General features: G+C 60.5%; 24 protein-coding genes. 14 read left to right on the forward strand and 10 right to left on the reverse strand.

Annotated elements, in window-relative coordinates; all coding sequences use genetic code 11:
* Window positions 1-209: 209 nt before the first annotated feature.
* Both ED661_RS01300 and ED661_RS01305 read left to right on the forward strand, forming a co-directional pair.
* On the forward strand, window positions 210-1,616 hold the full coding sequence (locus ED661_RS01300) for a M17 family metallopeptidase (protein ID WP_122072145.1): 1,407 nt from the start codon (window positions 210-212) through the stop codon (window positions 1,614-1,616).
* Window positions 1,610-2,371 carry an NlpC/P60 family protein gene (locus tag ED661_RS01305; protein ID WP_371412383.1) on the forward strand — a complete coding sequence of 254 codons (762 nt, stop codon included), beginning with the start codon at window positions 1,610-1,612 and terminating at the stop codon, window positions 2,369-2,371. Before ED661_RS01300 ends, ED661_RS01305 begins: the two co-directional genes overlap by 7 nt.
* Window positions 2,372-2,398: 27 nt before the next feature.
* On the opposite strand, the gene ED661_RS01310 is transcribed toward ED661_RS01305, so the two are convergent.
* The 3 genes from ED661_RS01310 to ED661_RS01320 all read right to left on the reverse strand — a co-directional run bounded on the left by ED661_RS01310 (window position 2,399) and on the right by ED661_RS01320 (window position 3,967).
* Complete coding sequence (locus tag ED661_RS01310) at window positions 2,399-2,746, reverse strand: DUF2794 domain-containing protein (protein ID WP_122072147.1); 348 nt, start codon at window positions 2,744-2,746, stop codon at window positions 2,399-2,401.
* Between the two features lie 77 nt (window positions 2,747-2,823).
* The gene (locus tag ED661_RS01315; protein WP_122072148.1) at window positions 2,824-3,273 is read right to left on the reverse strand and encodes a hypothetical protein; all 450 of its coding nucleotides are present in this window, start codon (window positions 3,271-3,273) and stop codon (window positions 2,824-2,826) included.
* Entirely contained in the window at window positions 3,266-3,967 is a 702-nt protein-coding gene (locus ED661_RS01320) for a helix-turn-helix transcriptional regulator (RefSeq protein ID WP_122072149.1), read from the reverse strand. Before ED661_RS01320 ends, ED661_RS01315 begins: the two co-directional genes overlap by 8 nt.
* A gap of 496 nt (window positions 3,968-4,463) precedes the next feature.
* Here ED661_RS01320 and ED661_RS01325 point away from each other — a divergent pair, with 496 nt between their 5' ends.
* A complete protein-coding gene (locus tag ED661_RS01325) occupies window positions 4,464-5,003 on the forward strand; it encodes a cytochrome c (RefSeq protein WP_122072150.1) in 540 nt (179 codons plus the stop codon).
* Window positions 5,004-5,027: 24 nt separating this feature from the next.
* On the opposite strand, the gene ED661_RS01330 is transcribed toward ED661_RS01325, so the two are convergent.
* On the reverse strand, window positions 5,028-5,654 hold the full coding sequence (locus tag ED661_RS01330) for a TetR/AcrR family transcriptional regulator (protein ID WP_122072151.1): 627 nt from the start codon (window positions 5,652-5,654) through the stop codon (window positions 5,028-5,030).
* Between the two features lie 337 nt (window positions 5,655-5,991).
* Between ED661_RS01330 and ED661_RS01335 the strand changes: the two genes are divergently transcribed.
* The 9 genes from ED661_RS01335 to ED661_RS01380 all read left to right on the forward strand — a co-directional run bounded on the left by ED661_RS01335 (window position 5,992) and on the right by ED661_RS01380 (window position 14,252).
* On the forward strand, window positions 5,992-6,921 hold the full coding sequence (locus ED661_RS01335) for an AEC family transporter (RefSeq protein WP_122072152.1): 930 nt from the start codon (window positions 5,992-5,994) through the stop codon (window positions 6,919-6,921).
* Window positions 6,922-7,055: 134 nt separating this feature from the next.
* On the forward strand, window positions 7,056-7,889 hold the full coding sequence (gene fghA / locus ED661_RS01340) for an S-formylglutathione hydrolase (protein ID WP_122072153.1): 834 nt from the start codon (window positions 7,056-7,058) through the stop codon (window positions 7,887-7,889).
* Window positions 7,890-7,892: 3 nt separating this feature from the next.
* Window positions 7,893-9,410 (forward strand): Si-specific NAD(P)(+) transhydrogenase, encoded by a 1,518-nt coding sequence (gene sthA, locus ED661_RS01345; protein ID WP_371412380.1) that lies wholly within the window; start codon window positions 7,893-7,895, stop codon window positions 9,408-9,410.
* Window positions 9,407-9,865, forward strand: coding sequence for a YaiI/YqxD family protein (locus ED661_RS01350; protein WP_122072155.1), 459 nt, complete (start codon window positions 9,407-9,409; stop codon window positions 9,863-9,865). The genes sthA and ED661_RS01350 overlap by 4 nt, the downstream gene beginning before the upstream one ends.
* Before the next feature lie 30 nt (window positions 9,866-9,895).
* Entirely contained in the window at window positions 9,896-10,234 is a 339-nt protein-coding gene (locus ED661_RS01355; RefSeq protein ID WP_122072156.1) for a hypothetical protein, read from the forward strand.
* A 564-nt stretch (window positions 10,235-10,798) separates the two neighbouring features.
* Window positions 10,799-11,761, forward strand: coding sequence for a DMT family transporter (locus ED661_RS01365; protein WP_122072158.1), 963 nt, complete (start codon window positions 10,799-10,801; stop codon window positions 11,759-11,761).
* Window positions 11,762-11,788: 27 nt separating this feature from the next.
* The gene (locus ED661_RS01370; protein WP_122072159.1) at window positions 11,789-12,409 is read left to right on the forward strand and encodes an HAD family phosphatase; all 621 of its coding nucleotides are present in this window, start codon (window positions 11,789-11,791) and stop codon (window positions 12,407-12,409) included.
* Entirely contained in the window at window positions 12,406-13,323 is a 918-nt protein-coding gene (locus ED661_RS01375; RefSeq protein ID WP_122072160.1) for an ornithine cyclodeaminase family protein, read from the forward strand. Before ED661_RS01370 ends, ED661_RS01375 begins: the two co-directional genes overlap by 4 nt.
* Window positions 13,320-14,252 carry an alpha/beta fold hydrolase gene (locus ED661_RS01380; protein ID WP_122072261.1) on the forward strand — a complete coding sequence of 311 codons (933 nt, stop codon included), beginning with the start codon at window positions 13,320-13,322 and terminating at the stop codon, window positions 14,250-14,252. Before ED661_RS01375 ends, ED661_RS01380 begins: the two co-directional genes overlap by 4 nt.
* 53 nt (window positions 14,253-14,305) lie before the next feature.
* Here ED661_RS01380 and ED661_RS01385 read toward each other — a convergent pair whose 3' ends face one another.
* On the reverse strand, window positions 14,306-15,550 hold the full coding sequence (locus ED661_RS01385; protein WP_122072161.1) for an MFS transporter: 1,245 nt from the start codon (window positions 15,548-15,550) through the stop codon (window positions 14,306-14,308).
* Between the two features lie 118 nt (window positions 15,551-15,668).
* A complete protein-coding gene (locus tag ED661_RS01390) occupies window positions 15,669-16,238 on the reverse strand; it encodes a hypothetical protein (RefSeq protein ID WP_162929995.1) in 570 nt (189 codons plus the stop codon).
* Window positions 16,239-16,355: 117 nt separating this feature from the next.
* Between ED661_RS01390 and zapE the strand changes: the two genes are divergently transcribed.
* The gene (gene zapE / locus ED661_RS01395) at window positions 16,356-17,429 is read left to right on the forward strand and encodes a cell division protein ZapE (RefSeq protein WP_122072163.1); all 1,074 of its coding nucleotides are present in this window, start codon (window positions 16,356-16,358) and stop codon (window positions 17,427-17,429) included.
* 172 nt (window positions 17,430-17,601) lie between these two features.
* Here zapE and ED661_RS01400 read toward each other — a convergent pair whose 3' ends face one another.
* The 4 genes from ED661_RS01400 to ED661_RS01415 all read right to left on the reverse strand — a co-directional run bounded on the left by ED661_RS01400 (window position 17,602) and on the right by ED661_RS01415 (window position 24,080).
* Window positions 17,602-18,876 carry a folylpolyglutamate synthase/dihydrofolate synthase family protein gene (locus ED661_RS01400; protein WP_122072164.1) on the reverse strand — a complete coding sequence of 425 codons (1,275 nt, stop codon included), beginning with the start codon at window positions 18,874-18,876 and terminating at the stop codon, window positions 17,602-17,604.
* A 100-nt stretch (window positions 18,877-18,976) separates the two neighbouring features.
* Complete coding sequence (gene accD / locus ED661_RS01405; RefSeq protein WP_122072165.1) at window positions 18,977-19,921, reverse strand: acetyl-CoA carboxylase, carboxyltransferase subunit beta; 945 nt, start codon at window positions 19,919-19,921, stop codon at window positions 18,977-18,979.
* Window positions 19,922-19,995: 74 nt separating this feature from the next.
* Complete coding sequence (locus ED661_RS01410) at window positions 19,996-20,886, reverse strand: CPBP family intramembrane glutamic endopeptidase (protein ID WP_122072166.1); 891 nt, start codon at window positions 20,884-20,886, stop codon at window positions 19,996-19,998.
* Window positions 20,883-24,080 (reverse strand): ABC transporter transmembrane domain-containing protein, encoded by a 3,198-nt coding sequence (locus tag ED661_RS01415; RefSeq protein WP_122072167.1) that lies wholly within the window; start codon window positions 24,078-24,080, stop codon window positions 20,883-20,885. Before ED661_RS01415 ends, ED661_RS01410 begins: the two co-directional genes overlap by 4 nt.
* A 256-nt stretch (window positions 24,081-24,336) precedes the next feature.
* Between ED661_RS01415 and ED661_RS01420 the strand changes: the two genes are divergently transcribed.
* Complete coding sequence (locus tag ED661_RS01420) at window positions 24,337-25,293, forward strand: hypothetical protein (protein WP_122072168.1); 957 nt, start codon at window positions 24,337-24,339, stop codon at window positions 25,291-25,293.
* The last annotated feature ends 50 nt before the right edge of the window (window positions 25,294-25,343 follow it).

The following is a 25,343-nucleotide window of genomic DNA, read 5'->3' on the forward strand; positions in this document are numbered from 1 at the left end:
CAGATTTGTAGCGTAAAATGCCTACATGCTAGGCCGCCTCGAGACCAAAATGGTCTCCGGCGGCCTTGGCCTGTTTCTAGACCCGTTTCCAAATTCGCGCAGACCGCGCGGGTTTCAGGAGATTCTCCCGGCCCGGACCACGCACGGGGCTTGCAGGCAGCTGACGGGTGGATAGTCTACCGGCAGCCGCGCCCAAATGGAGTATCCTCATGGCCCCTTGCTTTGCCCCTGCCTCTGACACAGCTGTTTCCCTCTATCTGATTGAGCAGGATCAACTGCAAAGCTGGCTGACCGATCAGCCCGCGCTGGTGCAGGACTGGGTTGCCACCAATGGGTTTACCGCAGGCAGCGGTCAGGCGCTGCTGGTTCCCGGGCAGGGTGGCGCCGCTGCTTTTGCGCTGGCCGGCTATGGCTTGGCCGCGCAACGGCTGCGCAAACGCTTTACCCTTGCGGCAGCTGCAGAAAAGCTGCCCGCAGGCTGCTATCAGCTCCAGACCGAGGCGCCGCATGTTGCCCGACTGGATCCTGAGACATTGGCAAGCGAATGCCTCGGCTGGCTGCTCAGCCAGTACCGTTTCACCCGCTACAAAAGCGCCACCGCAATGGCGGCAAGCCTGATCGCCCCGGTGGCTGTCGATGCAGCGGCAATCGAATCGCTGGCCGCTGCCGAATGGCTGACGCGGGATCTGATCAACACCCCTGCCGCCGATATGGGCCCTGCCCAGTTGGAAGCGGCGGTTGAGGCCCTGGCGGATAAATTTGAGGCCTCGGTCGGGGTGATCACTGGCGCGGACCTGCTGGAGGCCAATCTGCCGCTGATCCATACCGTTGGCCGCGCCGCCGATCAGGCGCCCCGGCTGATTGATCTGCACTGGGGCAGCTCTGGTCCTAAACTGACCCTGGTTGGGAAAGGTGTCTGCTTTGACACTGGTGGGTTGAACCTGAAACCCGGTGCCAGCATGGGGTTGATGAAAAAGGACATGGGCGGTGCCGCCAATGTGCTGGGTCTGGCACGGATGATCATGGCGGCAGGGCTGCCGCTGCAACTGCGGGTGCTGATTCCTGCGGTGGAGAATTCGGTCTCCGGCAATGCCTTTCGCCCGGGTGACGTGCTGAACTCCCGCAAGGGGCTGACGGTTGAAATCAACAACACCGATGCCGAGGGCCGCCTGGTGCTGGCAGATGCCCTGACCCTGGCGGATGAGGGCGCCCCCGATCTGGTGATCTCGATGGCGACCTTGACGGGGGCGGCGCGGGTGGCGGTTGGCCCCGATCTGGCGCCGTTCTACACTGATAACGATGCGGATGCTGCAGCGCTCACTGCCAGCGCTGGTCCGCAGGCGGATCCCGTCTGGCGGATGCCGTTCCACGCCCCCTATGAGAGTATGATCGAGCCCGCCATTGCCGATCTCGACAATGCGCCTGCAGGTGGCTTTGCCGGCTCCATCACGGCGGCGCTGTTCCTGCGCCGCTTTGTCGGCGACTGCCGCTATATGCATTTTGACATCTACGGCTGGAACCCCAGCGCCGCCCCTGCCCGCCCCAAGGGCGGTGCCCTGCAAGGCGCCCGTGCGCTTTTTGCCGCGCTGCCAGCGATGCTGGAGCTCAAATCTTGAGCGAGGATCTTTCCCCCGGGCAGGCCCGCATCGCCCTGCCGGTTGTCGATCTGCTGCGCGCGCCTGATGGGCCGCGCGATCGGCAACTCTTATGTGGTGAGAGGGTAGAGGTTTTGGACAAAACCCAAGACTGGCATCATATCCGCGCCGCCAAGGACGGGTATCAAGGCTACCTGCCCAGTGCAGCCCTGGCGCCTGCGCAGTCCAATAGCCATTGGATCAGTGCCCCTGCCAGCCATGCCTATTCCGCCGCCGATTTCAAATCCCGCGAGCTGGTGGCACTCAGTCTGGGCAGCCAGGTCCAGGTCACGGGATATGAAGACCGCTTTGCCAAGACCGATCAAGGCTACATCCCCAAGGTACATCTCACCCCTCTGGGGCAGCACATGAGCGATCCGGTGTCGGTGGCACTGCTGTTCCTGGGCACCCCCTATCTATGGGGTGGCAACAGCCGCTTTGGCATCGATTGCTCTGGGCTAGTGCAGGCCGCCTGTCTGGCCTGTGGCATTGCCTGTCCCGGCGACAGTGGCCCGCAGGAGCATGAGCTCGGGGAACTGCTGCCCGAGGGCAGTGCCTATCAGCGCAATGATCTGTTGTTTTGGAAAGGCCATGTGGCTCTGGTGCATGATCCGGACACCCTGCTCCATGCCAATGTGCATGCCATGGCCGTGGCGCTGGAACCGCTGGACACCGCCATTGCCCGCATTGCAGAGCAAGGCGATGGGCCGGTGACGGCGCACCGTCGGCTGGCCTAGGTCAGCGGCGCCGCGGTCAAGGTGCCGCTATTTCACCGCCCGAATCAGCTTGCGCTCCAGCACCCGCAGTACCGCTTTGAGGTCGCTGCCGCGTTTCAGGATTTGGCCGTCCATGCCCACCACCGCATAGAGCCCTTGGCGATTGCGCAGTTTGGGGTGTTTTTCGATCCGGTACAGCGGGTGTTCAGCGGTGCGGCGAAACACCGAAAACACCGCAAGATCGCGCAGGCAGGAAATCCCGTAGTCGCGCCACTCTCCGGCGGCCACCATACGGCCATAGAGCGACATGATCACCGACATCTCACGCCGGTCAAAGGCCACTTGCTGCGGGATAGGCGCGCCCGGGCTAGCCGGGCTGGGCGGAATAGCATCCATAGTCATGCGCCAAGACTCGCCGCAACGACAGGATTAATCAAGCCATTTTACGCAGACCTGAACCTCAAGTCTGAACCTCAGCGATGTATTTCAGGCACCCAATCAGCGGCTTCCTGGTTCCAAAACCGGTTTGGGTTTGACTCATCCTGGCCGCGCCGATGCAGGCTGCGTGCTGCTGGGATCAGCTGGATGACCGGTTCCTCATAGGGATGGGCGTGATAGATGGCACAAAGCAGCGGCTCAAGATCCTGCCCCCGCTTGGGCACAAAGACCTGCAGCTCTACACAGGCCACCGCAACCGCCTGTTCCGTCGCCCGATTGCGGGCCTGCGGCAGGGTGCGAAACTGCTGCACCCCGGCGCTACTGGTATAGGCCACCTGATCATAATCGCCCCAGTGCAATGGCTCCTGCGCCAGAATGGCCTGCAACAGACGCCCTGCAGCCTCCTGTGGCACCTGGACCAGCACGCGAGTCCCCTGCTCAATAGAAAATCGGCTGGAGGCGATATTGCAGAGGGGTTCAGGCATCGATCAACGCCTCACAACGCAGCCCCAGAACCTGTTCAAGCGCCCGCAGCCCCAGCCCGGTGATCTGCAGCCCGCGCTTGTGGCTGTTGCGCCGCACCCAGCCTTGGTCAAAGAAATGGGTCAGGATCTGTTTGCCCAGCAGCCCCGAGACATGCAGGCGCCGCTCGGTCCAGTCCATGCAGGGGCGGGCAAAGGGCTGATGGCGCGCCACTGCTGAGGGCTTCTGCGGCAGGCTCACGCCGAGTTTGGGCCAGATCTCATGCCCGCAGGCACGAAAACCGCCGTTTTCCTCGACCAGCATGCCACGGTCCAAAAACTGCCCGGTCATCGCCACTGCCACCGGGCCGGCCAGGTGATCATAGCAGCTGCGCAGCTGGGCAATATCGCCCGCCTTGCGCCGCTGGGCCAGATGCAGATGCGAGCTGGGCGCAAGGGCAGCCAGCTGCTCCAGCACCTGTGCGACCTCGGCATTGGCGAGCCGGTGAAACACACAGCGCCCGCGTTTCTCTGCCAGCACCAGCCCGGCGTTTTGCAACAGGCGCAGATGTGCGGTGGCGGTCTGAGCGGTGATGCCGGCAGCCGAGGCCAGCTCCTTGTTGGTAAAGGAGCGCCCCTCCATCAGCTCACAAAGCATCCGGGTGCGGCTGGCGTCACTCAGCGCCTGGCCAATGATATCAAAGCGTGGTGTTGTCATGCTCCAAGGCTAGCCAAGAGAAGCCCTGTTGCCCATAAAAATCCCTTCGCTCTGGAGCGAACTATCCGAGGGGCGGGCGGGTGATGTCAGGCGAGGCCACGCTGCCCTGGGCAAAGAACAGCCAAGGGCGCCCCTCCCAGCTGGACTGACCAATCTCCGCCGCTGAGCTGTTTAACGTGGAAATAACCTGAGTGTTGGAGACTTGCCGGACAATGGCCGGGACTCTGCCCGCCAGGTGCCGATCCCAAGATCCGTTGGCTCACAGGCCGTGGGAAGCAAGACCAAGGGAAACCAAGAGGCGAGATGCGTTGATGGCCCATGTAAAACACACTCCACTTATCAGAGCGGGGTTCCGGGGTTCATCTGATCCAGCCTCACGCTATTGCCGAGAGGGCGCTGGCCTCATGCCAGATCGTCGCGCCCAAGACGCGCTTCGCTCCAGCCCGCCCCGTTTGCCCGCGTCACCGACCCGTGCAGACGCAAGTGGAGAGGTTCAATGATTTTCCGCTTCAACACTCACCGACAAAGGGAACGTCGTAAATCCCCTGCCCGGCCAAGATGGATCAGCCATCGTGTCATCGGCGCCCTCACTGCACTCTGTCTCAGCTTGGTGATGCTCAGCGCCGATCTATATGCAGGCAGCGCGGTCATCACCGATAAACATATCCGCGCCCGCCTGGCATTGATGCGCGACCAAAAAGCGGCGCTCCTCACCTTGAGCGACATGTCGGCCGGGCGCCGGACCTTTACTCCGCAGCGGGCCAGGGCGGCGCGGCGTGTGTTGATTGAAAACACCCGCAAAATCCCCAGACACTTTGCCAAAGAGCGCTTGGAGAACAACTCCCATGCCCGTCCCGAGATCTGGGCACACTGGCAGGATTTTGAGACCCGGGCCGAGGCCGCAAGGCAGGCCGCTAAACAGATCAACGCCAGCTCAATCAGCGGGTTGCGCCGCAGTCTGCCGACGATGATGCAGGCCTGCCAGAGTTGCCATCAGATCTATCGGACGGTGCCAAACCGGGCGATTACACATTAGCGCGCAGGGGCGCGCGGAGAGTGATCAGGTCGGGGCACCCCCGTAGCGGGCCAGGAAGGTTTCAACCGCACCTTCGATGATCCTGCTGCGCTCTTCCTCCGTGAAACTGGCGTCTATGTTGAACAGAAACCGCGGCACCAGATCAGCGCGGCAGAGTTCTGCAAACTGATCGGCGGCAAGATCAAAATCCTCGATCTGCAACTCGCCCTTGGCAGCGGCGCTACGCAGATAGTCGCGTATCCTGCTGCGGATCAACATCGGGCCGCTTTCATAGAATTGACGCCCCAGATCGGGAAAGCGATCGGCCTCGGCCACACAGATACGGAACATCCGCATGCCAAAATCAGACAGGCTGGCCGACAGGATATGCCCGGCTGCGGCCCGCAAGATCTGGCGCGGGGTGCTGGAACAGGTGGCCAGATCCATCGGAGCATCCGCCTGACGAGCGCATTCGCTGCGCGCGACCTCCATGAACAGCAAACGCTTGTCTGGGAAATAGCTATAGAGAGTCGCCTTAGAGACCCCAGCCGCCCGTGCGATATCGTCCACGCTGGCGCCCTCAAAGCCATCTGCCAGAAAGACTTCACGGGCGCCTTTCAGAACCTGATCGAACTTGCGTCCGGTGCGCAGAATGCTGGCGTGTTCGTTCATGGCTGACCTCGTGGCGCTGGCGGAATGGAACCCACCCTACCTGAGAGAACGGAGAGGCAACAGCATTCTCTTCACAGCACCAGCCTTCGCGGGTACCCCAAAGGCCACAGGCAAGGAAGCGCTCCCGCCCGCCCTTTCACCCTTCTTGCGAAGGCCAGGGCCGTTGGGGGTGGCGCCGCGCTGAGCCCAACGGGAGGCGGGCATCTTTGATGCCCAAACGACGGGCGGGAGCCCCCCTCTTTTTATGGCTCCCTCAAACCCAAATCTCTCCTGGCTTTCGAAAAATACGCCGCCTTTCCACCTTGCCTTTTCACCCAGAGAAGCTACCACTCTGACAATGGTCGATATTTTCTTTAGAACACTGCCCTTTTTTGCAATCATCGGCCTCGGGTACTGGGCTGGGCGCACCCGGTTCTTCACTGAAGAGGCCACCGCCTATCTGACCAAATTCATCTTCTTCTTCCCGCTCTCGGCGATGATCTTCCGCTTTGCCGCCAATCTCTCCTTTGCTGAGATCTTTGATCCTGACCTGGTGCTGGCCTATCTCGCGGGCACCATGGTGGTTTATCTGCTGGTCACGCTGGTCGCCCTGCTGCGCCGTATGGATATGCCCACCGCCGCCGTCGAGGCACAATGTGCCGCCATCGGCAATGTGGGCTTCCTAGGACTGCCCATGATGGCCATGCTCTTTGGCGAGGCCTCCATCGCCCCAATGATGGTAGTGCTTAGCGTTGATCTGGTGGTCTTTTCCTCGCTGATTGTCATTCTAATCAACCTCGGGCGCGGTTCAGGCCTGGGCCTGGCGACGCTCAAACTGGTGGTGCTGGGCCTGCTGCGCAATCCGATGATCCTGGCCATCTGCGCAGGCCTTGCCTGGTCTGCTGCCGAAATCCCAATCCCGGTGCCAATGAATGATTTTCTGTCGATCCTGGGCGGCGCCGCCACCCCTGGGGCGCTCTTTGCCATTGGTGCCTCGCTGGCGTCCAAATCTGCAGAACGTATGGAGATCGCCGTCTGGCTCAGCTTTGCCAAACTTGTACTGCACCCGCTCTGCGTCGCATTCTGCGTTCTTTACCTGCTACCTGTCAGCAGCTTCTCGGCCATGGTCGCCATTGCTGCAGCGTCACTGCCAGTGGCAGGTAATGTCTATATGCTGGCACAGCACTACGGCGTTGCCCCACACCGGGCATCGGCGGCAATTCTGATCTCCACCATTGCCTCTATTCTGACAGTCCCAATGGTGATCGCCTGGGTTTCCGCACTCTGAGCTTGCGCTGGGTCAAGCTCTTCAGACTATTGTAACACGATTGCCGCAAAAACAGGTGCAGCTGCCGCTGCCGCCACTGGACCTGCGCGCCGCTGACAGGTAGCGATAAGGCAACCATTTATAGGAGCCTCACCATGGAAACCGTCTCGGAAAACAAGGCCTTTGGCGGCCAGCAGGGTGTCTACCGTCACAAAAGCACCGCAACCAACTGCGATATGACCTTTGGTCTCTTCCTGCCGGAAGAAGCCAAGGACGGTCCGGTGCCAATCCTGTGGTATCTCTCTGGCCTCACCTGCAACCATGAAAACGCCATGACCAAGGCAGGCGCTCAGGCCTGGTGCGCCGAACAGGGCATCGCCATTGTCTTTCCCGACACCAGCCCCCGCGGCGAAGGTGTTGCCGATGATGACGCCTACGACCTGGGGCAAGGCGCTGGTTTCTACGTCAATGCCACCCAGAAGCCCTGGGCGCCGCATTACCAGATGTGGGATTACATCGCCGAAGAGCTGCCAGCCCTTCTGGCTGAAAACTTCTCTATTGATCTCGACCGTCAGGCCATCACCGGACATTCCATGGGGGGCCATGGCGCACTGACCCTGGCGATGAACCTGCCGGGCCGCTTCAAATCGGTCTCCGCCTTTGCGCCGATCTGCAACCCCACCGGCGCCGACTGGGGTCGCAAGCAGCTTAGCGCCTATCTGGGCGACGACGAGGCCGCTTGGGCCAAACATGACGCCTCACTGCTGATGCGCGACAAAGGCTTTGACGGCCCCATTCTGGTGGATACCGGCACCACGGATCAGTTCATCGACCTGTTGCGCCCCGAAGCCCTGGCAGCCGCCGTAGCGGAAAAGCGCCAGGAGGCCATCCTGCGTCTGCAGCCCGGCTATGATCACAGCTATTTCTTTGTCTCCAGCTTCATGGAAGATCACGTCACCTTCCACGCCGAAGCCCTGTACCGGGATTAAACCATGACAACTTCCGCAACCCCCTCCATGACCGATTTCGACTATGACTATGATCTGGTGATCATCGGCTCCGGCCCCTCGGGGCGCACCGCCGCCATCCAGGCGGGCAAACTGAAGCGCCGGGTTCTGGTCATTGATCGGGCTGATCGGCTGGGTGGGGTTTCGGTCCATACCGGAACCGTGCCGTCCAAAACTCTGCGCGAAACCGTGCTCAACCTTTCTGGCTGGCGCGAGCGCAGCTTTTATGGCCGCTCCTACCGGGTGAAAGACCAGATCGGAGCCGAAGACCTGAAGGCACGTCTGCATATGACCCTGGATCATGAGGTCGATGTGCTGGAACACCAGTTCAACCGCAACCATGTGGAATGGCTGGCGGGTCTTGCCAAATTCACGGGGCCAAACGAGGTCGAGGTTGCCACTGAGGCGGGCGACACCACCCGGGTCACTGGCGAGAAATTCCTCATTGCCACCGGGACACGCACCTACCGACCGGATGATGTGCCCTTCAACGGCAAGACCGTTGTCGATGGCGATGAGTTCCTGGAAATGTCGTCGATCCCCCGCTCGCTGATTGTGGTGGGGGCCGGTGTCATCGGGGTGGAATATGCCACCATGTTCTCGACCCTGGATGTGCGCGTCACCCTAATTGAGCCCCGCGAGACCTTCCTGGATTTCATCGACAGCACCCTCATTCAGGACTTCACCCATCAGATCCGTGAAAACGGTGTCGACCTGCGCCTTGGTGCGGCCATCGACAAGATCGAAGACGCCGGTACCCATATCGAAGTCTCGTTGAATAATGGCCGCCATGTGCGCGGTGAAATGCTGCTCTTTGCCGCTGGTCGCATGGGCAATACCGACGGGCTGAACCTGCAGGCTGTGGGGTTGGAAACCGATCACCGGGGCCGCCTCAGCGTCGAGCGCAAGACCTACCAGACAGCCGTGCCGCATATCTATGCCACCGGTGATGTCATCGGCCACCCTTCGCTGGCCTCCACCTCGCTGCAGCAGGGGCGCGTTGCCGCCTGTCACGCGCTGGAGACCCCGACGCTGCCGGAAAGCCCCTGGTATCCCTATGGCATCTATTCGGTGCCCGAGATGTCCACCTGCGGCATGTCGGAGGAAGAGCTGCAAGAGCGCGGCATTCACTATGAGATCGGCGTTGCCCGTTTCCGCGAGACCTCGCGCGGGCATATCATGGGGCTGGAACACGGCATGCTGAAGATGCTGATCAGCCTCAAAACCCGCCGGGTTCTGGGGGTGCAGATCGTCGGCGAAGGCGCCACCGAGCTGATCCACATTGGCCAAGCGGTGATGAACCTGCAGGGCACGGTGGACTACTTCGTCCAGAATACCTTCAACTACCCCACACTGGCCGAGGCCTACAAAATCGCCGGCCTGGACGCCTTTAACCGGATGCCGATCCCGGACGAGTTCAAGGCGAAAAAACCCGCCAAGGCCGCGACAAAGCCAAAGCCCAAAAGCGCCGCTGACGGTGCAGACAAAAAGGCTGCCAAGTGAGCGCGCTCTACATTGATGCTGATGCCTGCCCGGTCAAGGAAGAGGCCGAGCGGGTCACCACCCGCCACAAACTAAAAATGTATGTGGTCTCCAACGGCGGATTGCGTCCCTCGCGCAATCCGCTGGTGGAAAACGTCATCGTTGCAGATGGCGCCGATGTGGCTGACATGTGGATCGCCGAACGCTGTGGGCCGGGCGATGTGGTGGTGACCGGTGACATCCCGCTGGCCGCCAAATGTATCGAGGCCGGCGCCCAGGTACTGCGCCACAATGGCGAGCGTTTCACCCAGGCCAATATCGGCCAGCAATTGGCGATGCGCGATCTGATGGCCGACCTGCGTGCTGCCAACCCGCTTGGTGCAGGCGGCTCTGGCAAGGGCTTTACAAAGACGGATCGCTCGCGTTTTCTGGACGCATTAGAACGGGAGATCCGCGCGGCGAAATCTGCAAGCTAGATTTGAGATCTCTTTTGATAAGGAATTTCAATGCAAGGTTTAAAGATCACCCCTATTGCGCTCACGTTGGCCCTGTTGGCGGCAACACCCAGCCAGGCACTTATGTGTGGCGCGCCGATAGACTGGACCGACACGCAATTGGCTGAGGTGACCCTCAGCAAGCGTGACCTGATCCAACAACACGCGGCCTATGCCTATCACGGGCTGCCGCAGGCCACAGCCGAAACAGATAAAAACATCGCGATTGGAACACTCACGCCCATCGACCCCAAGTTCACAGAAGCCTTTCAAGAGGTCAAAAGTGCTTCTGATCACTTTCCCGATGGGATGGGCAAGATTGAAGTCGGCCATGTCAGTATCAGCTATTGATTTCCCAAGGCCTTGCGGTTTGAGGGCGTGATCCTAAATCACCAGCATCAATGGGAGGCGCACAACCTTGACCTCTCATTTGACTATCACTGCCATGAGTTTTGCGATTTCTACCCGGTTATCGGGGGAGAGCCAGAGGTTTTCCTGATCCGAGATCTGGACCTGTCATTTCCAGCAGTGGACAGCACAGGAATCTGCCCCCTGAGCTCCCGTCACACCAAAACCCCTGCCTACCAAAAGGCCCTGCAGACCTGCGCCCAAAACGGCGGCTGCACTGACTGGTTGGAACTCGATTGGCCATAGGCGCGCCTCCCGGCAGGTCCCGGGTCAAGGAGGGCTGCAAGCCCCCGCGTCAGCGGCTTGTCCTTGAGGCGGGAGCAGCCGGTATAGACTGGAGCAGGCGTGTTTGATGGGCAGAATGCCCCCTCAAACCGCTTCTCAGCAGAATCCAGCCCTTAGCGCCCCAGAAGCACGGCAGAATCTTTTCACGCCAGCGCAGCGCAGCCATTGCCCCAGCGCAGAATTTACGCGATGCATCAAAGGGTATCGCAACGGGAGGCGCGGATGAGTGAGGCAATGAAAGTCAGCATTCTCGGGCTTATGGCCGCTGCGGGCTCGGCCATCTGTTTTTCCATCATCGATGTCTTGGTCAAATTCCTCTCGGGTGACTACCCCCTGTATCAGGTGGTGCTGCTGCGCTCACTGGTGGCGATGCCGATCCTGCTGCTGATCATCGTCCCGCTGGAGGGCGGCTTTCACGTCTTGCGCACACGGCAGCCAAAATTGCACCTGATCCGCTGCGGCGCCGTGCTCTTTGCCAATATCTGCTTTTACACGGGTCTGGCGACCATGCCGATGGCCGATGCGGTGGCCATTGCCTTTGCCACGCCCCTTGTTGTCACCCTGCTCTCCGTCGTGCTGCTGGGGGAGCGTCCCGGCATCTGGCGTTGGAGCGCGGTTGCTGTGGGCTTCATCGGTGTGCTGGTCATCATGCGCCCCGGTCCCGGCACATTTCAGGTTGTCGCCCTGCTGCCGTTTTTTGGCGCCTGCGGCTATGCCACCCTGCATGTTTTGACCCGCCGTGCCGGTGGCGCCGACAGCGCGGCTGCCCTCTCGTTCTACCCCTCGCTCGGTTTCCTGATAGTCAGCGCCATTGTCGGGCTCAGCACCGGCGATGGCCGCTTTGCCACTGGCGATAGCGCGGCGCTGGATTTCATCCTGCGCGCCTGGATCTGGCCTGCATCCGGCGATTGGTGGGCCTTTGTCGCGCTTGGATTCACTGCCTCAATCGGCGGCTATCTGATCAGCTATGCCTATCGCCAATGCGAGGCAGGTCTGGTGGCCCCCTTTGAATATATTGCCATGCCCATGGCGGTGCTCTGGGGTATTTTGGTGTTTCAGGAATGGCCCGATTTGCCAGTTTGGTTCGGAAGTGGCTTGATCATTGGCGCCGGTCTTGTTTCCCTCTGGCGTGAAACCCGCAACAACCGCCCCACCAGTCGCCCACGTCCCCGATCCACTGGCTAGGAAGACTGGCGAGAAAGAGCTGACACCATGACCATCGAAGCCGTCGTTTTTGACATTGGCAATGTGCTGATCGAATGGAACCCCGAGCGGTTCTATGACGCCCGTATCGGAGAAGAGGCCCGCAAGCGGCTGTTTGACGAGGTCCCCCTGCATGAAATGAACCTCGGCCTGGATCGCGGCGATCCCTTTCGCCCCGCAGTCTATGACCTGGCAGATCAGTACCCCGACTGGACCGAAGAGATCCGCCACTGGCACGACAGCTGGCTGGAGTTTGCCCACACAGAAATTGCGCACTCAGTGCGGCTTCTGCGCGCCCTAAGCGCCAAGGGCCTGCCGGTTCTGGCGCTGAGCAACTTTGGCATCGGCACCTTTGAACTCGCCCTTGAGGCCTATCCGTTCCTAGCTGAATTTGATCAGGCCTATATCTCGGGCTATTTGGGTTGCATCAAACCTGAGGCTGAAATCTACCAGCGGCTGGAACAGGGGGCTGGGCTGCCAGCCGACCGCCTGCTTTTTGCTGACGACCGCCCCGAAAACATCCAGGCCGCCGAGGCGCGCGGCTGGCAAGGCCATCTTTTCACCACCCCGCAAGACTGGGCCGCCTGCCTGATCAAAGCCGGACTACTAACACAGGAAGACGCCCAATGAGCATTCCCATGATCACCTTTGAAGCCGGCGAAGCCCTACTGGACTGGATCGGTTTTACCGAGGCCCTGGCCCGTGGCCACGACCTGCCCAAGGCAGAGATCGGCGATACTTTCCTCTACCGCGACCCGGATACACTGCTCAGCCGTTCCGCCTGGATTGATGGCATGGGGCTGGCGGTGAAAACCGCCAATATCTTCCCGCGCAACCCCGATGCGGGCAAACCGATGATCAATGGTTCGGTCTGTCTCTATTCTGATCAGGATGGCACGCTAGAGGCGCTGGTGGATTTCCATCTGGTGACCAAGTGGAAGACCGCCGGCGACAGCCTGCTCGGCGCGCTGCGCCTGGCCAATCCTGACAGCCGCGAGATCCTGATCGTGGGGGCCGGCACCGTCGCTGGATCGCTGATCGAGGCCTTTGGCGCCGCCTATCCTCAGGCGCAGATCCGCATCAGCAACCGAACGGTTTCAAAGGCCGAAGAGCTGGTCGCACGCTATCCCGGCACCGCAGTGGCCACAGATCTGGAAGCCGCAGTCAAGGTGGCGGATATCATTGTCACCTCAACCATGTCCTCGACCCCGGTGATCAAAGGCGACTGGCTGCGCCCCGGTCAGCATCTGAACATGATCGGCGCCTATCGCCCTGACATGCGCGAGGCCGACGACACTGCCCTGACCCGCGCGCAGATCTATTGCGACAGCTTTGACACCACCCTGGACCATATTGGCGAGTTCAAGATCCCCCTGGCCGAGGGCGTCATCCAGCGCAGCGATGTGCTGGCGGATTTCTACAGCATCGACCAGTTCCCCGCCTTTGATCCATCCGCGATTACCCTGTTCAAAAACGGAGGTGGTGCGCATCTCGACCTGATGACCAGCCATCATATTCTGGAAAAATGGAAAGCCTCCGCATGATCTGGCTGTTGCTCCCCTGCGTGCTGATTGGGCTGGGTCTGTTTCCGCTGCTGCACGAATATCTGCGCAGGCCTATGGGATCTGGCGCCCGCAATGCCGCCCCCGGCAGCTTTGCCCATTTGTCGCGCGGGTTGACCCATTACCAGTGGCACGGGCCCGCGCGGGGGCCCGTTGCGGTCTGCGTGCATGGGCTGACCACGCCCTCCTTTGTCTGGGGAGGCTTGGCCGATGGGCTGGTCGCCAATGGATATCGTGTGCTCACCTATGATCTATACGGGCGCGGATTTTCGGATCGCCCCACAGGGGTTCAGGACCGCAGCTTTTTCATCCAACAACTGGAGGAGCTGCTGGAGCATGAAGGCGTCACCGGCGATTTCACCCTTGTCGGCTATTCCATGGGAGGCGCCATCGCCATTACCTATACCTCGGCCCATCCCGATCAAATCCGCGAACTGGTACTGCTGGCCTCGGCAGGGCTCAAGACCAACCCCGGCAAGATGGCCCTGTTCATCCGCGACCACCCGCACCTGGGGAACTGGCTGATGCTGGCACTCTTTCCCAGAATGCACCGCCGTGGCTGCGAGGCGGAACGCCCGCTGCCCACCTCGGTTCCCGGCATCATTGATCTGCAAAAGAACGAGCTGCGCTACAGGGGCTATATCCCAGCAGTTCTGGCCTCTTTGCGTGGCATTCTGTCCGAGGATCTGAGCGATGATCTGCGCCATATCCACCGCCAAGGCGTGCCGCTGCTGGCGATCTGGGGCGGGATAGATGAGGTGATACCGGTCAGCTCAATTGGGCGGATGACCGAACAGGCGCGCTCGGCCCAGCAAGAGGTCGTTGAGGGCGCAGGTCATGGCTTGCCCTATACCCACACGGAGGAGGTGCTGGACCTCATCGCCGCCAACCACCGTCAGGGACTGCAATAGGCGCAGCAGGCGCCCCCTGGCAATCAGGGACGGCGCCTGCCGATCTGCTGGACTCAAACCGCTTGGGCCGCTTCTGGGCGCTTCTCACGGACTGGCAGATGGACCAGAGCACTAAAGGCCCCCACCGCCACGCCGATCCACCACACAAAGGTGTAATCGCCATAGGTGTCATACATCCGTCCCCCCAGCCAAACCCCCAGGAAGCCGCCCAGCTGGTGGCTGAAAAAGACGATCCCATAGAGCGTCCCCATGTAGCGCAGCCCGTAGAGATGCGCGATCAGACCAGAGGTCAGCGGCACCGTGGCCAGCCAGAGCGAGCCCATGACGACAGAGAAGATGATCACGCTCATCGGCGTGATCGGCAGCAAGATGAACACCGCCGCCACCACAGTGCGCGCCGTGTAGATCCCGGCCAGCAGGTATTTCTTGCTGTAGCGATTGCCCAGCCAGCCGGCAAAGAGCGTACCGCCCACATTGGCGGCGCCAATCAGGGCAATCGACACCGCGCCCAGCGCCGATGTGGTGGTGATGCCAATGCTGTGCAACGCCCCACCCGGCAGGATTGGCCCGCACATCTCGGTGACAAAGGCGGGGAAATGCGCGGTGATAAAGGCCAGCTGATAACCGCAGGAAAAGAAGCCAAGGAAAATCAGCGTAAAAGACGGATCCTTGAAGGCATGTTTCAGGACAGAGCCCATGCTGGCCTCCAGCTCGGCCTTGCTGGCGGCCTGCGGTGCGCGCATCAGCGGCAGGGTCAGGACCAGTGCCAGCACCGCGCCCGCAAAGACCATAAAGACCGATTGCCAGCTCATCATCGACAGCAGGAACTCCGCCGTTGGTGCGCCGACGATCTGCCCGGCAGAGCCCGCAGCGGTGACAATCGCCAACGACATGGATCGGTTTGCATCAGAACTGGCCCGGCCCACCACGGCGAGGATCACGCCAAAGCCGGTGCCCGCGATGCCAAAACCCACCAGCCATTCATAGGCCTGCATCTCAAACGGCGTTGTGGCCCCGGCGCTCAGCACCAGGCCGGCGGCATAGATCAGCGCACCGAGAACGATAGCCTTGCGATCACCGATTTTTTCGGCAATGGCGCCAAAGATCGGCTGGCCAATACCCCAAGCAAGGTTCTGAATGGCAATCGCTAATGAGAACTCGGCACGCAGCCAGCCAAATTCCTCGGCAATGGGGATCTGAAACACCCCAAAGGAGGCCCGCACGGCAAAGCTGGCCATGATGATGACGCAGCCGACAATCAAGACCGGCGTGAACAAAGGGGTGGCGCTGCGCGACATCGGCAATTCTCCTGATCAGAGCGGCGAGAGTATGGGAATTCCCTGTCTCGTCAAATCAAAGATATTGCTTGCCCAGTTAAGCAAATTTGATGTGATGAACTAAAGGTTTCGCGTGTCTTCAATAGAAAGGAGACAACCGCGACATATAATGAAGAAACATACCACTGTAGTTGGCTGGTGGGTTTGCCCCCTTCTCCACCCGAATTGTTGTCTTGAGCATCTCAAACTCCCCCTCGTACCCTCGGTGAAACAGCACAAGTTCAATGACATTCTCCAGGGCCGTTTCGTACTCTGAGTGGAAACCGCGAAGAGAGAAATTCCATCGGATCTGGGAGCTAGAAATACAGCGCCTATCGCGCCCAGAGACAAGATCTGCGCAAAACTGTCTGCGGTCGGCCAGATAAATCTGCTCAAGTGAATCATAGAGGTCAGAAACATAAGGCGAGATGGTTTCAAGCCGCGCGACCACCGCGCCGCCGCAGGTCAAACAGGAGAATTCAATTGCCTCCGGCAAGACTGTAGTGTCCCAAACACCAGCCTCCTCCATGCGCTGGAACTGCGGCGTCTTTGTGACAAGGGAGAACCGGTTTTCGCCTGCTTGGGCTGACAAGGCGGCCGAAAGACCTGAAAACACAAAAAGAAGAAGCATCACCGCAAGGGTCGCTAAAGGAAATCTGCTCTGTCGCATGCCTCGTCCTGTTCAATCTCAGCTCAGAGGAGATCATGCCATCCGGTATCGATCCTGTCACTCCAGAAGAGACTGCGCAGACTTCCCATCGTCAGGCCTTCGCGGTAAGCCTAGCCCATGACTGATCTCAGCACGCTTTATGCCCAAAAGATTGCCAATGGTGATCTGCGCCCCGACCCCGCCCAGGAAGTGGTTCTGCCGCAATTCGACCGGATCTCGGCCGGGTTGCAGGCCGAGCCAGTGAAACGCGGGCTGTTCCGTCGCGCCAGCCCCGCCCCCGCACCCAAGGGTCTGTATCTTTGGGGCGGAGTTGGTCGCGGCAAATCCATGTTGATGGATCTCTTTGTCGACAGCCTTGGTGATATCCCGTCTCGGCGCGTGCATTTCCATGCCTTCATGCAGGAAATCCACGCCAAGATGCATGCCGCCCGCCAGGACGGCGTGCAGGATGCACTGTCGCCGGTCGCGCAGGAGGTGGCCGCCTCGGTCCGGGTCTTGGCATTTGACGAGATGCAGATCTCTGACATCACCGATGCGATGATTGTTGGCCGCTTGTTTGAGGCCCTTTTTGCAGCGGATGTCTGTGTTGTCACCACCTCCAACCGGCTACCAGATGAGCTGTATAAAAACGGGTTGAACCGGCAGCTCTTCCTGCCCTTCATTGATCTTATCAAAGACAAGATGGAAGTCTGGGAGATGGTCAGCCCGGTGGACTACCGTCAGGACAGGTTGAAGGGCAGCGAGGTCTATTTTGCCCCGGCGGATGCTGCGGCGCGAGAGGCCTTGCAATCGATCTGGCAGGATCTCTCAGGCGGTAAGGCACAACCCCTGACTCTGGAGGTAAAGGGGCGTGAAGTGGTGCTCCCGGCTTTTCGCAACGGTGTGGCACGGGCGACGTTTTTTGACCTCTGCGGCAAAATGCTTGGCCCTGGCGATTACCTGGCGATTGCTGAGGAGGTGAAGGTGCTGGTGCTTGAGGGCATCCCCCGGCTCAGCCGCAACAACTTCAACGAGGCCAAACGCTTTGTGACCCTGATAGATGCCCTCTATGAGGCGCGGGTCCGGCTGATCTGCACGGCGGCGGCCGAGCCGGAGTTTCTCTATGTCGAGGGAGACGGAGCGTTTGAATTTGAACGCACCGCCTCACGGCTGCGCGAAATGCAGGACCAAGATTGGGGACAGGACCAGTAGGCAAGCTGAAAAAGGGGCCTTGCCCCCTCGCGCCAAAGGCGCTCACCCCCAGGATATTTTGGGCCAAATGAAAGAGAGACCGCGCCGCGTCAGCGGCGCTGGGCCCAAGGGGCGAGGATCATTCTGCAAGAATGTTCCGAGACGGGCGGGAGCCTCCCTTCGCCAGCTCTGATTAACCGTTCTCCCGCAGGATATGGCCTGCAAGGTAAAGGGAGCCACAGATCAACACGCGGGAGTCCGGTGCTTTTTGCAAGATTGCCTGCAAAGCCTCTGCCGTGGTATTGGCAGTTGCGGCCTCCAGTCCCACCGATTGCGCCGCAGCCTGGGTTGCCTCGGCGGGTAGCGTGTTGATCTCATCCGGTATTGAGATTGCTGTGAGGCTTGCAGCCTGCCGGGCCAGCGGGGCCAGATATCCGCTGACATCCTTGGTATTGAGCATACCGCAGATCAGATGGGTTGGTCGTTTTGGCAAGCCCGCCAAGACCTGTTCCAGGGCAAGTCCGGCGGCTGCATTATGGCCACCATCCAGCCAGAGTTCGGCCTCTGCCGCCATCTCAACCAATGGGCCGGTTTTCAGCCGTTGCATCCGTGCGAGCCAGCGCGCCTGTGTCATGGCGGCCTCGCAGGCAGCGTCATCTGCGCCGAGATAGCGCAGCGCGGCCAGGGCAGCCCCGGCATTCTGTACTTGGTGCGCCCCCAGAAGTGCGGGCATCGGCAGGTCCAGCAAGCCCCGTTCGTCCTGGAACACCAGGCGATCCCGCTCCTGGCTGACATGCCACTGCTGACCATAGGCAATCAGGGGCGCGCCCAAGCCTGCGGCTGTGGCCTCGATCACCTCAAGTGCCTCATCTGGCTGCGGGCCGACAATTACCGGTACTCCCCGTTTGATAATCCCGGCTTTCTCAGTCGCGATCTTGGTCAGGGTATCACCGAGGAACTGCTCGTGATCGATGGAGATTGGCGTGATCACGGTGAGGGCGGGCTGGGCAATCACATTGGTGGCATCAAGACGCCCACCCAGGCCCACCTCCAACAGGGTATAATCCGCCGGGTTGCGGGCAAAGGCCAATAGGCCCGCCACGGTGGTGATCTCAAAATAGGTGATGCTCTCGCTGCCATTGGTGACGTAGCACTCATCCAGAACCTCGGTGAGATGCTGTTCTGTGATCAACTCTCCTGCCAAGCGGATGCGTTCGTGAAAGCGCGCCAGATGTGGTGAGGTATAGGCATGTACAGATTTGCCCCAGCCCTCTAGCCCAGCGCGGATCATCGCCTGGGTTGACCCCTTGCCGTTGGTGCCCGCCAGATGGATCACCGGCGGCAGTTTTTCCTGCGGATTGTCCAGACGCTCCAGCAGGCGCCAGACCCGATCCAAAGTCAGATCAATAATCTTGGGGTGCAGCGCCAGCATGCGGGCGAGGATGGCATCAGAGGTCGGCTGGGTCATGGGGCATACTCAACAACAGCAAAGGGAGAGAAAAAGGTCACCAAAACGGCAAACAGCCCGCCCTTAGAAGGCGGGCCGCGTCAAAACACTATAGGGCTATTCAGCTTTCTGCTGCAGGGGTCTGTGCGGCATCTTTAGCCTCATTCGCGGCCTCTTCGCCTGCTTCTGGTGCTGGCAGATCACCGACCACCTGTGGCGACATCCCCATCAACATGCGAATAATGGTGATCAGCTCAGCGCGCATTTCGGTGCGCGGGATCACCCGGTCCAGCATGCCGTGATCCAGCAGGTATTCGGCGCGTTGGAAACCTTCGGGCAGTTTTTCGCGGATGGTCTGTTCAATAACCCGGGGACCGGCAAAGCAGATCAGCGCGTTGGGTTCGGAAATATGCACATCCCCCAACATCGCGTAAGACGCCGTCACACCGCCAGTGGTGGGATGGGTCAGCACCACGATATAGGGCAAGTTGGCCTCTTTCAGCATCTGCACCGCAACAGTGGTCCGGGGCATCTGCATCAACGACAGGATACCTTCCTGCATGCGGGCGCCACCAGCCGCTGAGAACAGCACCAGCGGGCGGCCCAGTTTGACGGCCTCTTCAGCTGCGGCGATGATCGCATTACCGACATACATGCCCATGGAGCCGCCCATAAAGGAGAAGTCCTGCGCTGCGGCCACAATGGGGGTGCGGCCAATCTCGCCGGCGGCCACCAGCATGGCCTCTTTTTCATCGGTCTTCTTCTGCGCCGCCTTCATGCGGTCGGGGTATTTTTTCTGGTCGCGGAACTTCAGCGGATCGGCGATCGGCTCGGGCACCGTGACCTCGGTGAAGACCCCGCCATCAAACAGCGCGGTGAAACGATCACGCGGGGTGATATGCATATGATGCCCACAGCTGGTGCAGACATTCTGGTTGTCGCTCAGCTCACGGTGAAACAGCATGGTGCCGCATTCGCTACACTTCTGCCAAAGATTCTCGGGCACTTCGCGACGCGAAAACAGCGAGTTGATCGTTGGGCGGACGTAGTTGGTGATCCAGTTCATATCATGCCTCTGTCAGAGCCGTTTGGCGGCGGCCAGTTTGGACACCAGATAAGCTGCCTTGCTCAGAATTGCAATCAGCGCCGTATCACCAGCCGTGCCGCCAGCCACAGAACCAGCATGGTGGCGCAATCCACCATCAGCCAGGGGCGCATTTCCGCGACATCCGACATCTCATAGGGCAGCAAATAGAGCGCCAGCCCATGCAGGCTGCTGGGTGACCCGAGGACAAGCAAGGCCACGATGTTATTGACAAAATGCACTGCAATGGCGGGTCCCAGGGTGCCGGCGCGCGCCGTGAGATCTGCCATCAACAGGCCAAACCCCATGGCCCACAGACAGATCAGCAGGGCATTGTCCCCGGCAACCTGTGGCATGTAGTGGGCCGCGCCAAACAGAGCTGCGGGCAGCCCAAGCCAGACCAGCGGGTTTTGGAATCGCGCCGCCAGCCCTTGTTGCAGATAGCCGCGAAACACCAGTTCTTCAGCGCTGACCTGCACCAGCAGGGCCAGCAGTGACAGGGGCAACAGGCCGAGCCAGACCGGCCAGCTCAGATTGGCGGTCAGCGGCGCGCCAAAATCATAGGGTGGCAGAATGAGCAGGGTGGCAAAGATCGCCAATCCCGCCAGACTGCAACGCACGAACTGCTGCAGCATCAGCCCCGGCGCCCCGACCAGACTGAGCAGGCTTCGGTGCTGCAGCATAGCTGCTGCCAGCCCGACCCCGAGGGTCAGAAAACCAAAGCTTGCCAGCAGGACCTGCAGGGCAAGCGGGGTGCGGCCCTGTTCCAGCGCGATCAGCCAGTCGAGGGAGGTAAAGCGCAGCAGGGTCAGGAAAAGCACCAGATTGAGCGCATAACTGAGTGCAGCAATCATCCCGAGCCCCAGCAGCAAACGCCAGAGCTGCGGCTTGGACCGGCCCGGCGCCACCAGCGCCTCATGGGCTGGGTAAGCTGATCCAAGGCTCATCGTGTTTCATCCTCTTTCGGCTCAAACCCTGTATCGCCGCTTGGCAGCTCAACTTTTGGCGCCACCTCACCCGATAAACCCATGGTCAACAAGCCCTCTTCTCTGACCTTGGTCGCCAGAGCCACCAAATGCCCCGAGACCGTTTCCAGCAACTGCGTGGCGACGCCCGCATCGCTTTCGATCACGGCGCGGTATTCTTCGGCACCGATGCGCAGGAACAGGCAGGGTGCGGCAGCCCGGAGATCCAGTTCACGTGGCTGCCGCAGAATTACAGCCAAATCCCCAATCAAACGCCCCGGTTCGATGACCGAGATTGGCGCCATGCCCTCCGGCGCATCCGGCCAGTCCAATTCCGCCTGCCCCTCAAGACAGAGATAGACTGCATCGCCAATTTCACCGCGTGCAAAGACCAGATCGCCCTGCGCAACCCGATGCCATTGCGCCGAAAAAGCCAGCAGGCGCTGGTTGCGCGAATCCAGCTGAGCAAAAAGATCAGCCCGGCCAATCACATCCAGCTTTTGGTGGAAGTCTTCGGCAACCAACCCCTCTGGGCGGCCCTGCTGCCGTCGCTCAACACGCTCAGTCGGGCCATCAATATGGCCATCCCGGATTTCAACAAACAGATCATAGCGTTCGGGGTGGCGGAACTCATCTTCCAGAAAGATCATCGTGGAGGCAGGCATTAGCGCCCGCAGCCTGTCGCGGGTGCGCAGACGACTGTCCGAATTATGGCTGGCCAGGGCCCGATCCAGAATCAACAGATCCGGGCGCTTGATTGCTGCACGGGTAAAGGCCGCGCGTTCCTGAAACACGGGGTCCAGCAGCGATCCCCCCAGCCCGGTGGGCAGATCATAAAGAATCAGGGCCAGACGTTTTTGCAACCCCTGCGCCATCACCACCTCGCTCACGATGGCCTCGACCTGGCGTGCCTTATCCCCCGCATGGAGCGAAATCTTGCCAAACAGCGCGTTCTCCATCACCGAAAGCCGCGGGACATAGACACCGGAATCCAGAGCCGAGAACATGCCTTTTGATCGGGCGGTGAGCGCGCCGCCACTGGTGGCCCGGATGTTCAGAATGCGGGCCTTGAAGGCGCTGGGAAACCCAGGGCCGATCTGCTCCGCCGAGAGCAGGAAGGGGATCGTCATCAGCGCCACCCGGGAGGCTTCGCTCAGCCCCTGGCTGCCGCCCCTGTGTCGTCCCCGGACTTTGACCTCACCGCTTGGCGTGTTCTCCAGTGCGGCGTGTTCTTCGGCGGCACTGCACAGTCGGCAATATAGCTCTTCTTCCAATCCCAGACGTTGAAACAGCGGGTGATCCAGATTCTCGCGGCCAAAGGTTTTGATCAGAGTTTCCGCCACCCCCAGACCAATTCCCAGGGTCTCCTCCGCCAGCTGCTGATCCCGGATCACATGATGAAACAACTGCCCCGGAGCCAGGAGCTCTTCGGGGGCAATGTCGCGCGTTGGAGTGGCAAAGAGCATATTGCTTGCCAGCGGCACCGCCGGGTTAAATTCCTGCGGGTCAAAATGGTAGACGGTGCTGTCCAGTCCAGCCTCGATCAGGCGTTGTTTGATCAAGGGGCGCAGCCGCACGATATGCTTTTCCAGCATCGGGTGTGTGCTAGGTTGTAGCTGGGCGTGCAGAGTGCGGCGAAACAACTGCTGGTCGACCCCCATGGCCTCGATCAGCTGAAACCACCAGTCGCGCATATCGCCTTCGGAACCCAATCCCGCCAGCGCCGGGTTCACCCAATCTGCCTCCAGCGAGTCCGGGCTATTGCCGGCGCGGAGAGCCTCGGCAATCTGGCGTTCGGTCTCGGCTGAGGGGCGCGGCAAGCTGGGCGTGCTGCGCAGGGGCATCAGCACATTGTCGCCCAGTGAGCCCGAAAACAGATAGGGATGCGAATGCGCATAGCCGATCCGCGCTGCCAGCACCCCCTGATGTAGTGCCTCCAGCCGATGCCCGGCCACGGTAATCGACCCCCGCGTCGGCTGCACTTCACGGGTCAAAAGCTGGGCAAAGGCCGCCCGTTCGGCATCACTGCTGCTTTTGACCGCCACCCGGGCGCCCTGGGGGATCGTCAAGGACAGATCCTCGATCACCATGTTGCCCTCAGCGTCGCGCAGGGACACATTGCGGAAAATCACATCACCGCGCAGATGTGGCAGGCTCTTAGGCGTGCCCTCAATCAGGGCGGCATCAATCATCCCCTTGGGGGCAAAGCGTTCGGTCATGATCACCCAGCGCAGCCCCATGTCCTGCACCTGATTGTAATAGGTCAACAGCTCCTTCCAGGGCGCCGACAGATCCTTATAGGCCGCCAGCCCCGCCACCAGGGCCCCGACGGTAATCTCACCGCGGATCGCCAGCACCCCACCTGCCGAATAAAACACAAAAGGTGTCATATGGCCGATCGTGTTGTTGAGGAACTTCATGAAGTATTTTTTGTTGTAGATCCGGCGGCGGATATCAAACAACCGCCCCAGCCGGTCCGAGATCTGCGCCAGACGAAAGCGCCAGCCGCCATTGCCGCGCAGATCGGAAATCCCGGCGGCGGTCTCGCCGATCTCGGCAGCCAGCGCACGTACCTCCTGAATGCGTTTTTTGTTCAGCAGGTTGATCTGGCGCTGGAGCAGCGGGATCAACCAGGCCTGCAGCGGGATCAACGCAATGGAGACCAGGCCAAACCAGACGCTTTGCATGAACAAAAACGCCACGATGGTCAGCATCTGCCCCGCCTGAAACACCGGCTGCGCCAGTGCATCCCCCATCAGGCCACCCATGGGCTCGCTCTCCGAGGTGATCATCGACACCAGCTCCCCCTGGCTGGTGGTGCGGAAATAGGGTTTGGGAAAGCGGATCATGCGGTTGATCAAGGTATAGCGCAGCCGCCGCAGCAGCCGCTCCGCCGTCACCCCCTTGGCGGTGTTGAGCCGCATCTTCAGGACCCCGGCAACAAGCACCGCAGCCAGAAACCCGCAACACAGCAGCAAAAGATACTCTACCTGGCTGATCTCCTGCCCCCAGACCTGAACAATGGATTCTGGCGCACCAATGGCATCATTGATGATCCGCTTGGGCAGTTCCAACGAGGCGTAAAGGAAGGGGAAAATCAGCAAGGTCAGTGCCAACAGGCCCAGCTGCTGACGCTTTGAGTAGCGCCAGATAAACGAAAACAGCGTGCGCGGCATGTCTGGTCCTTGTTGCATAAAAGCTGCATGGCAGGGGCTTGCGAATGACACCGACTTGCCGCCCGCAGCAGAAATTGGGTCACTATGTCAAAACTTGCTAACCCTATGCACCAGATTCAAAAAATCCAAGGTGAACTAGGTCACGCACCTTTACGGTTGCACCCACAAAGGTGCGAAATTATTGCGCTAGCAAATCAATAGACCCCGGTTGCGGGGCAACAGAGGCTGGCCCCGAGAGGTCAGAAGACCAACAGAGATGATTTTCAGTACAGCGATCAAACCTCTTGGGCAGGACATGATTCCAGTTCCCGCTGCAAATACCCCCCAGCGCGCCCGGCGCTCTGGTCTGGGGGTGCTCAATCACTTTGCTGGCTCTGCCCCCCTGACAATGCTGGCTCTGTGCTGCGCTCTCTCCGCCTGTTCCTCCCTGCCGCAATCGGGGATTTCCTTTGCCACCCGTGGCGAACAGATCGGGGATCAGCGCAGCCAGACCGCCGTTGTCCAGACAAAGACCCAGGCCCAGTTTGCCAAGGGCCAGGTCACTCTGGTCGCACCTCAGGGCCACTGTATCGACGCAACGATGCTGCGACAGGAAGCCACTGGTGGCTTTGCCCTGCTGCCCCGTTGCAATCTACTACATGGCACCCAGCTCTTTGGCCGAAATCGCGCTGCCGTTATTACCGCAACCATTGGCCCGGCGCAGGGGGCCGCCGCGCCCTCGACAACAGAGCTGGCCCAGACGGCCGAGGGGGCAAGGCTGCTCTATTATGATGATAAGGGCCTGTTGCCATTGGTTCGGCTCCAATGGCCTGGTCACAGTGCCATGGGAGGATCCGGCGCCAGCGATGAGCATTGGCGTGGCGCCTTTGTGGTGAACAATCACCTGGTTGTTCTGGCGCTATATGCCCCCGAAGGCAGCAATCTCTTGGGGGCGGCCGGCGCCAAACTGTTGACCGATATGACCCGTCGCAGTCAAAAGGCCAGCCTTCAGGCGGCGCCACAGCCTGCTGCGATCTCGGCGCGCGAAGACAATGTGCGCCGCCCGGCACAGCAGGCGGCATCCCCAACCACCCGGCCAAAGGCGCGCCCTGGGTCCCAGGCCGGGGCGTCTGATCCGGCTCTTTCCCCGGCTGTGACGCAAAAACTCTCGCTGCGCAGGCGGATTGGCGGTTTATTTCGGACCTCTCCCGAGGCTAGATTGACAACAGAGTGAAGAAGGTCGAAGGCTCTTTTGAACCAACGACTTGGCAAACAGCGGAGAGA

Origin of the sequence: Pseudophaeobacter sp. EL27, from assembly GCF_900313025.1 — a bacterium.
In the GTDB taxonomy this organism is placed as follows: Bacteria; Pseudomonadota; Alphaproteobacteria; order Rhodobacterales; family Rhodobacteraceae; genus Pseudophaeobacter.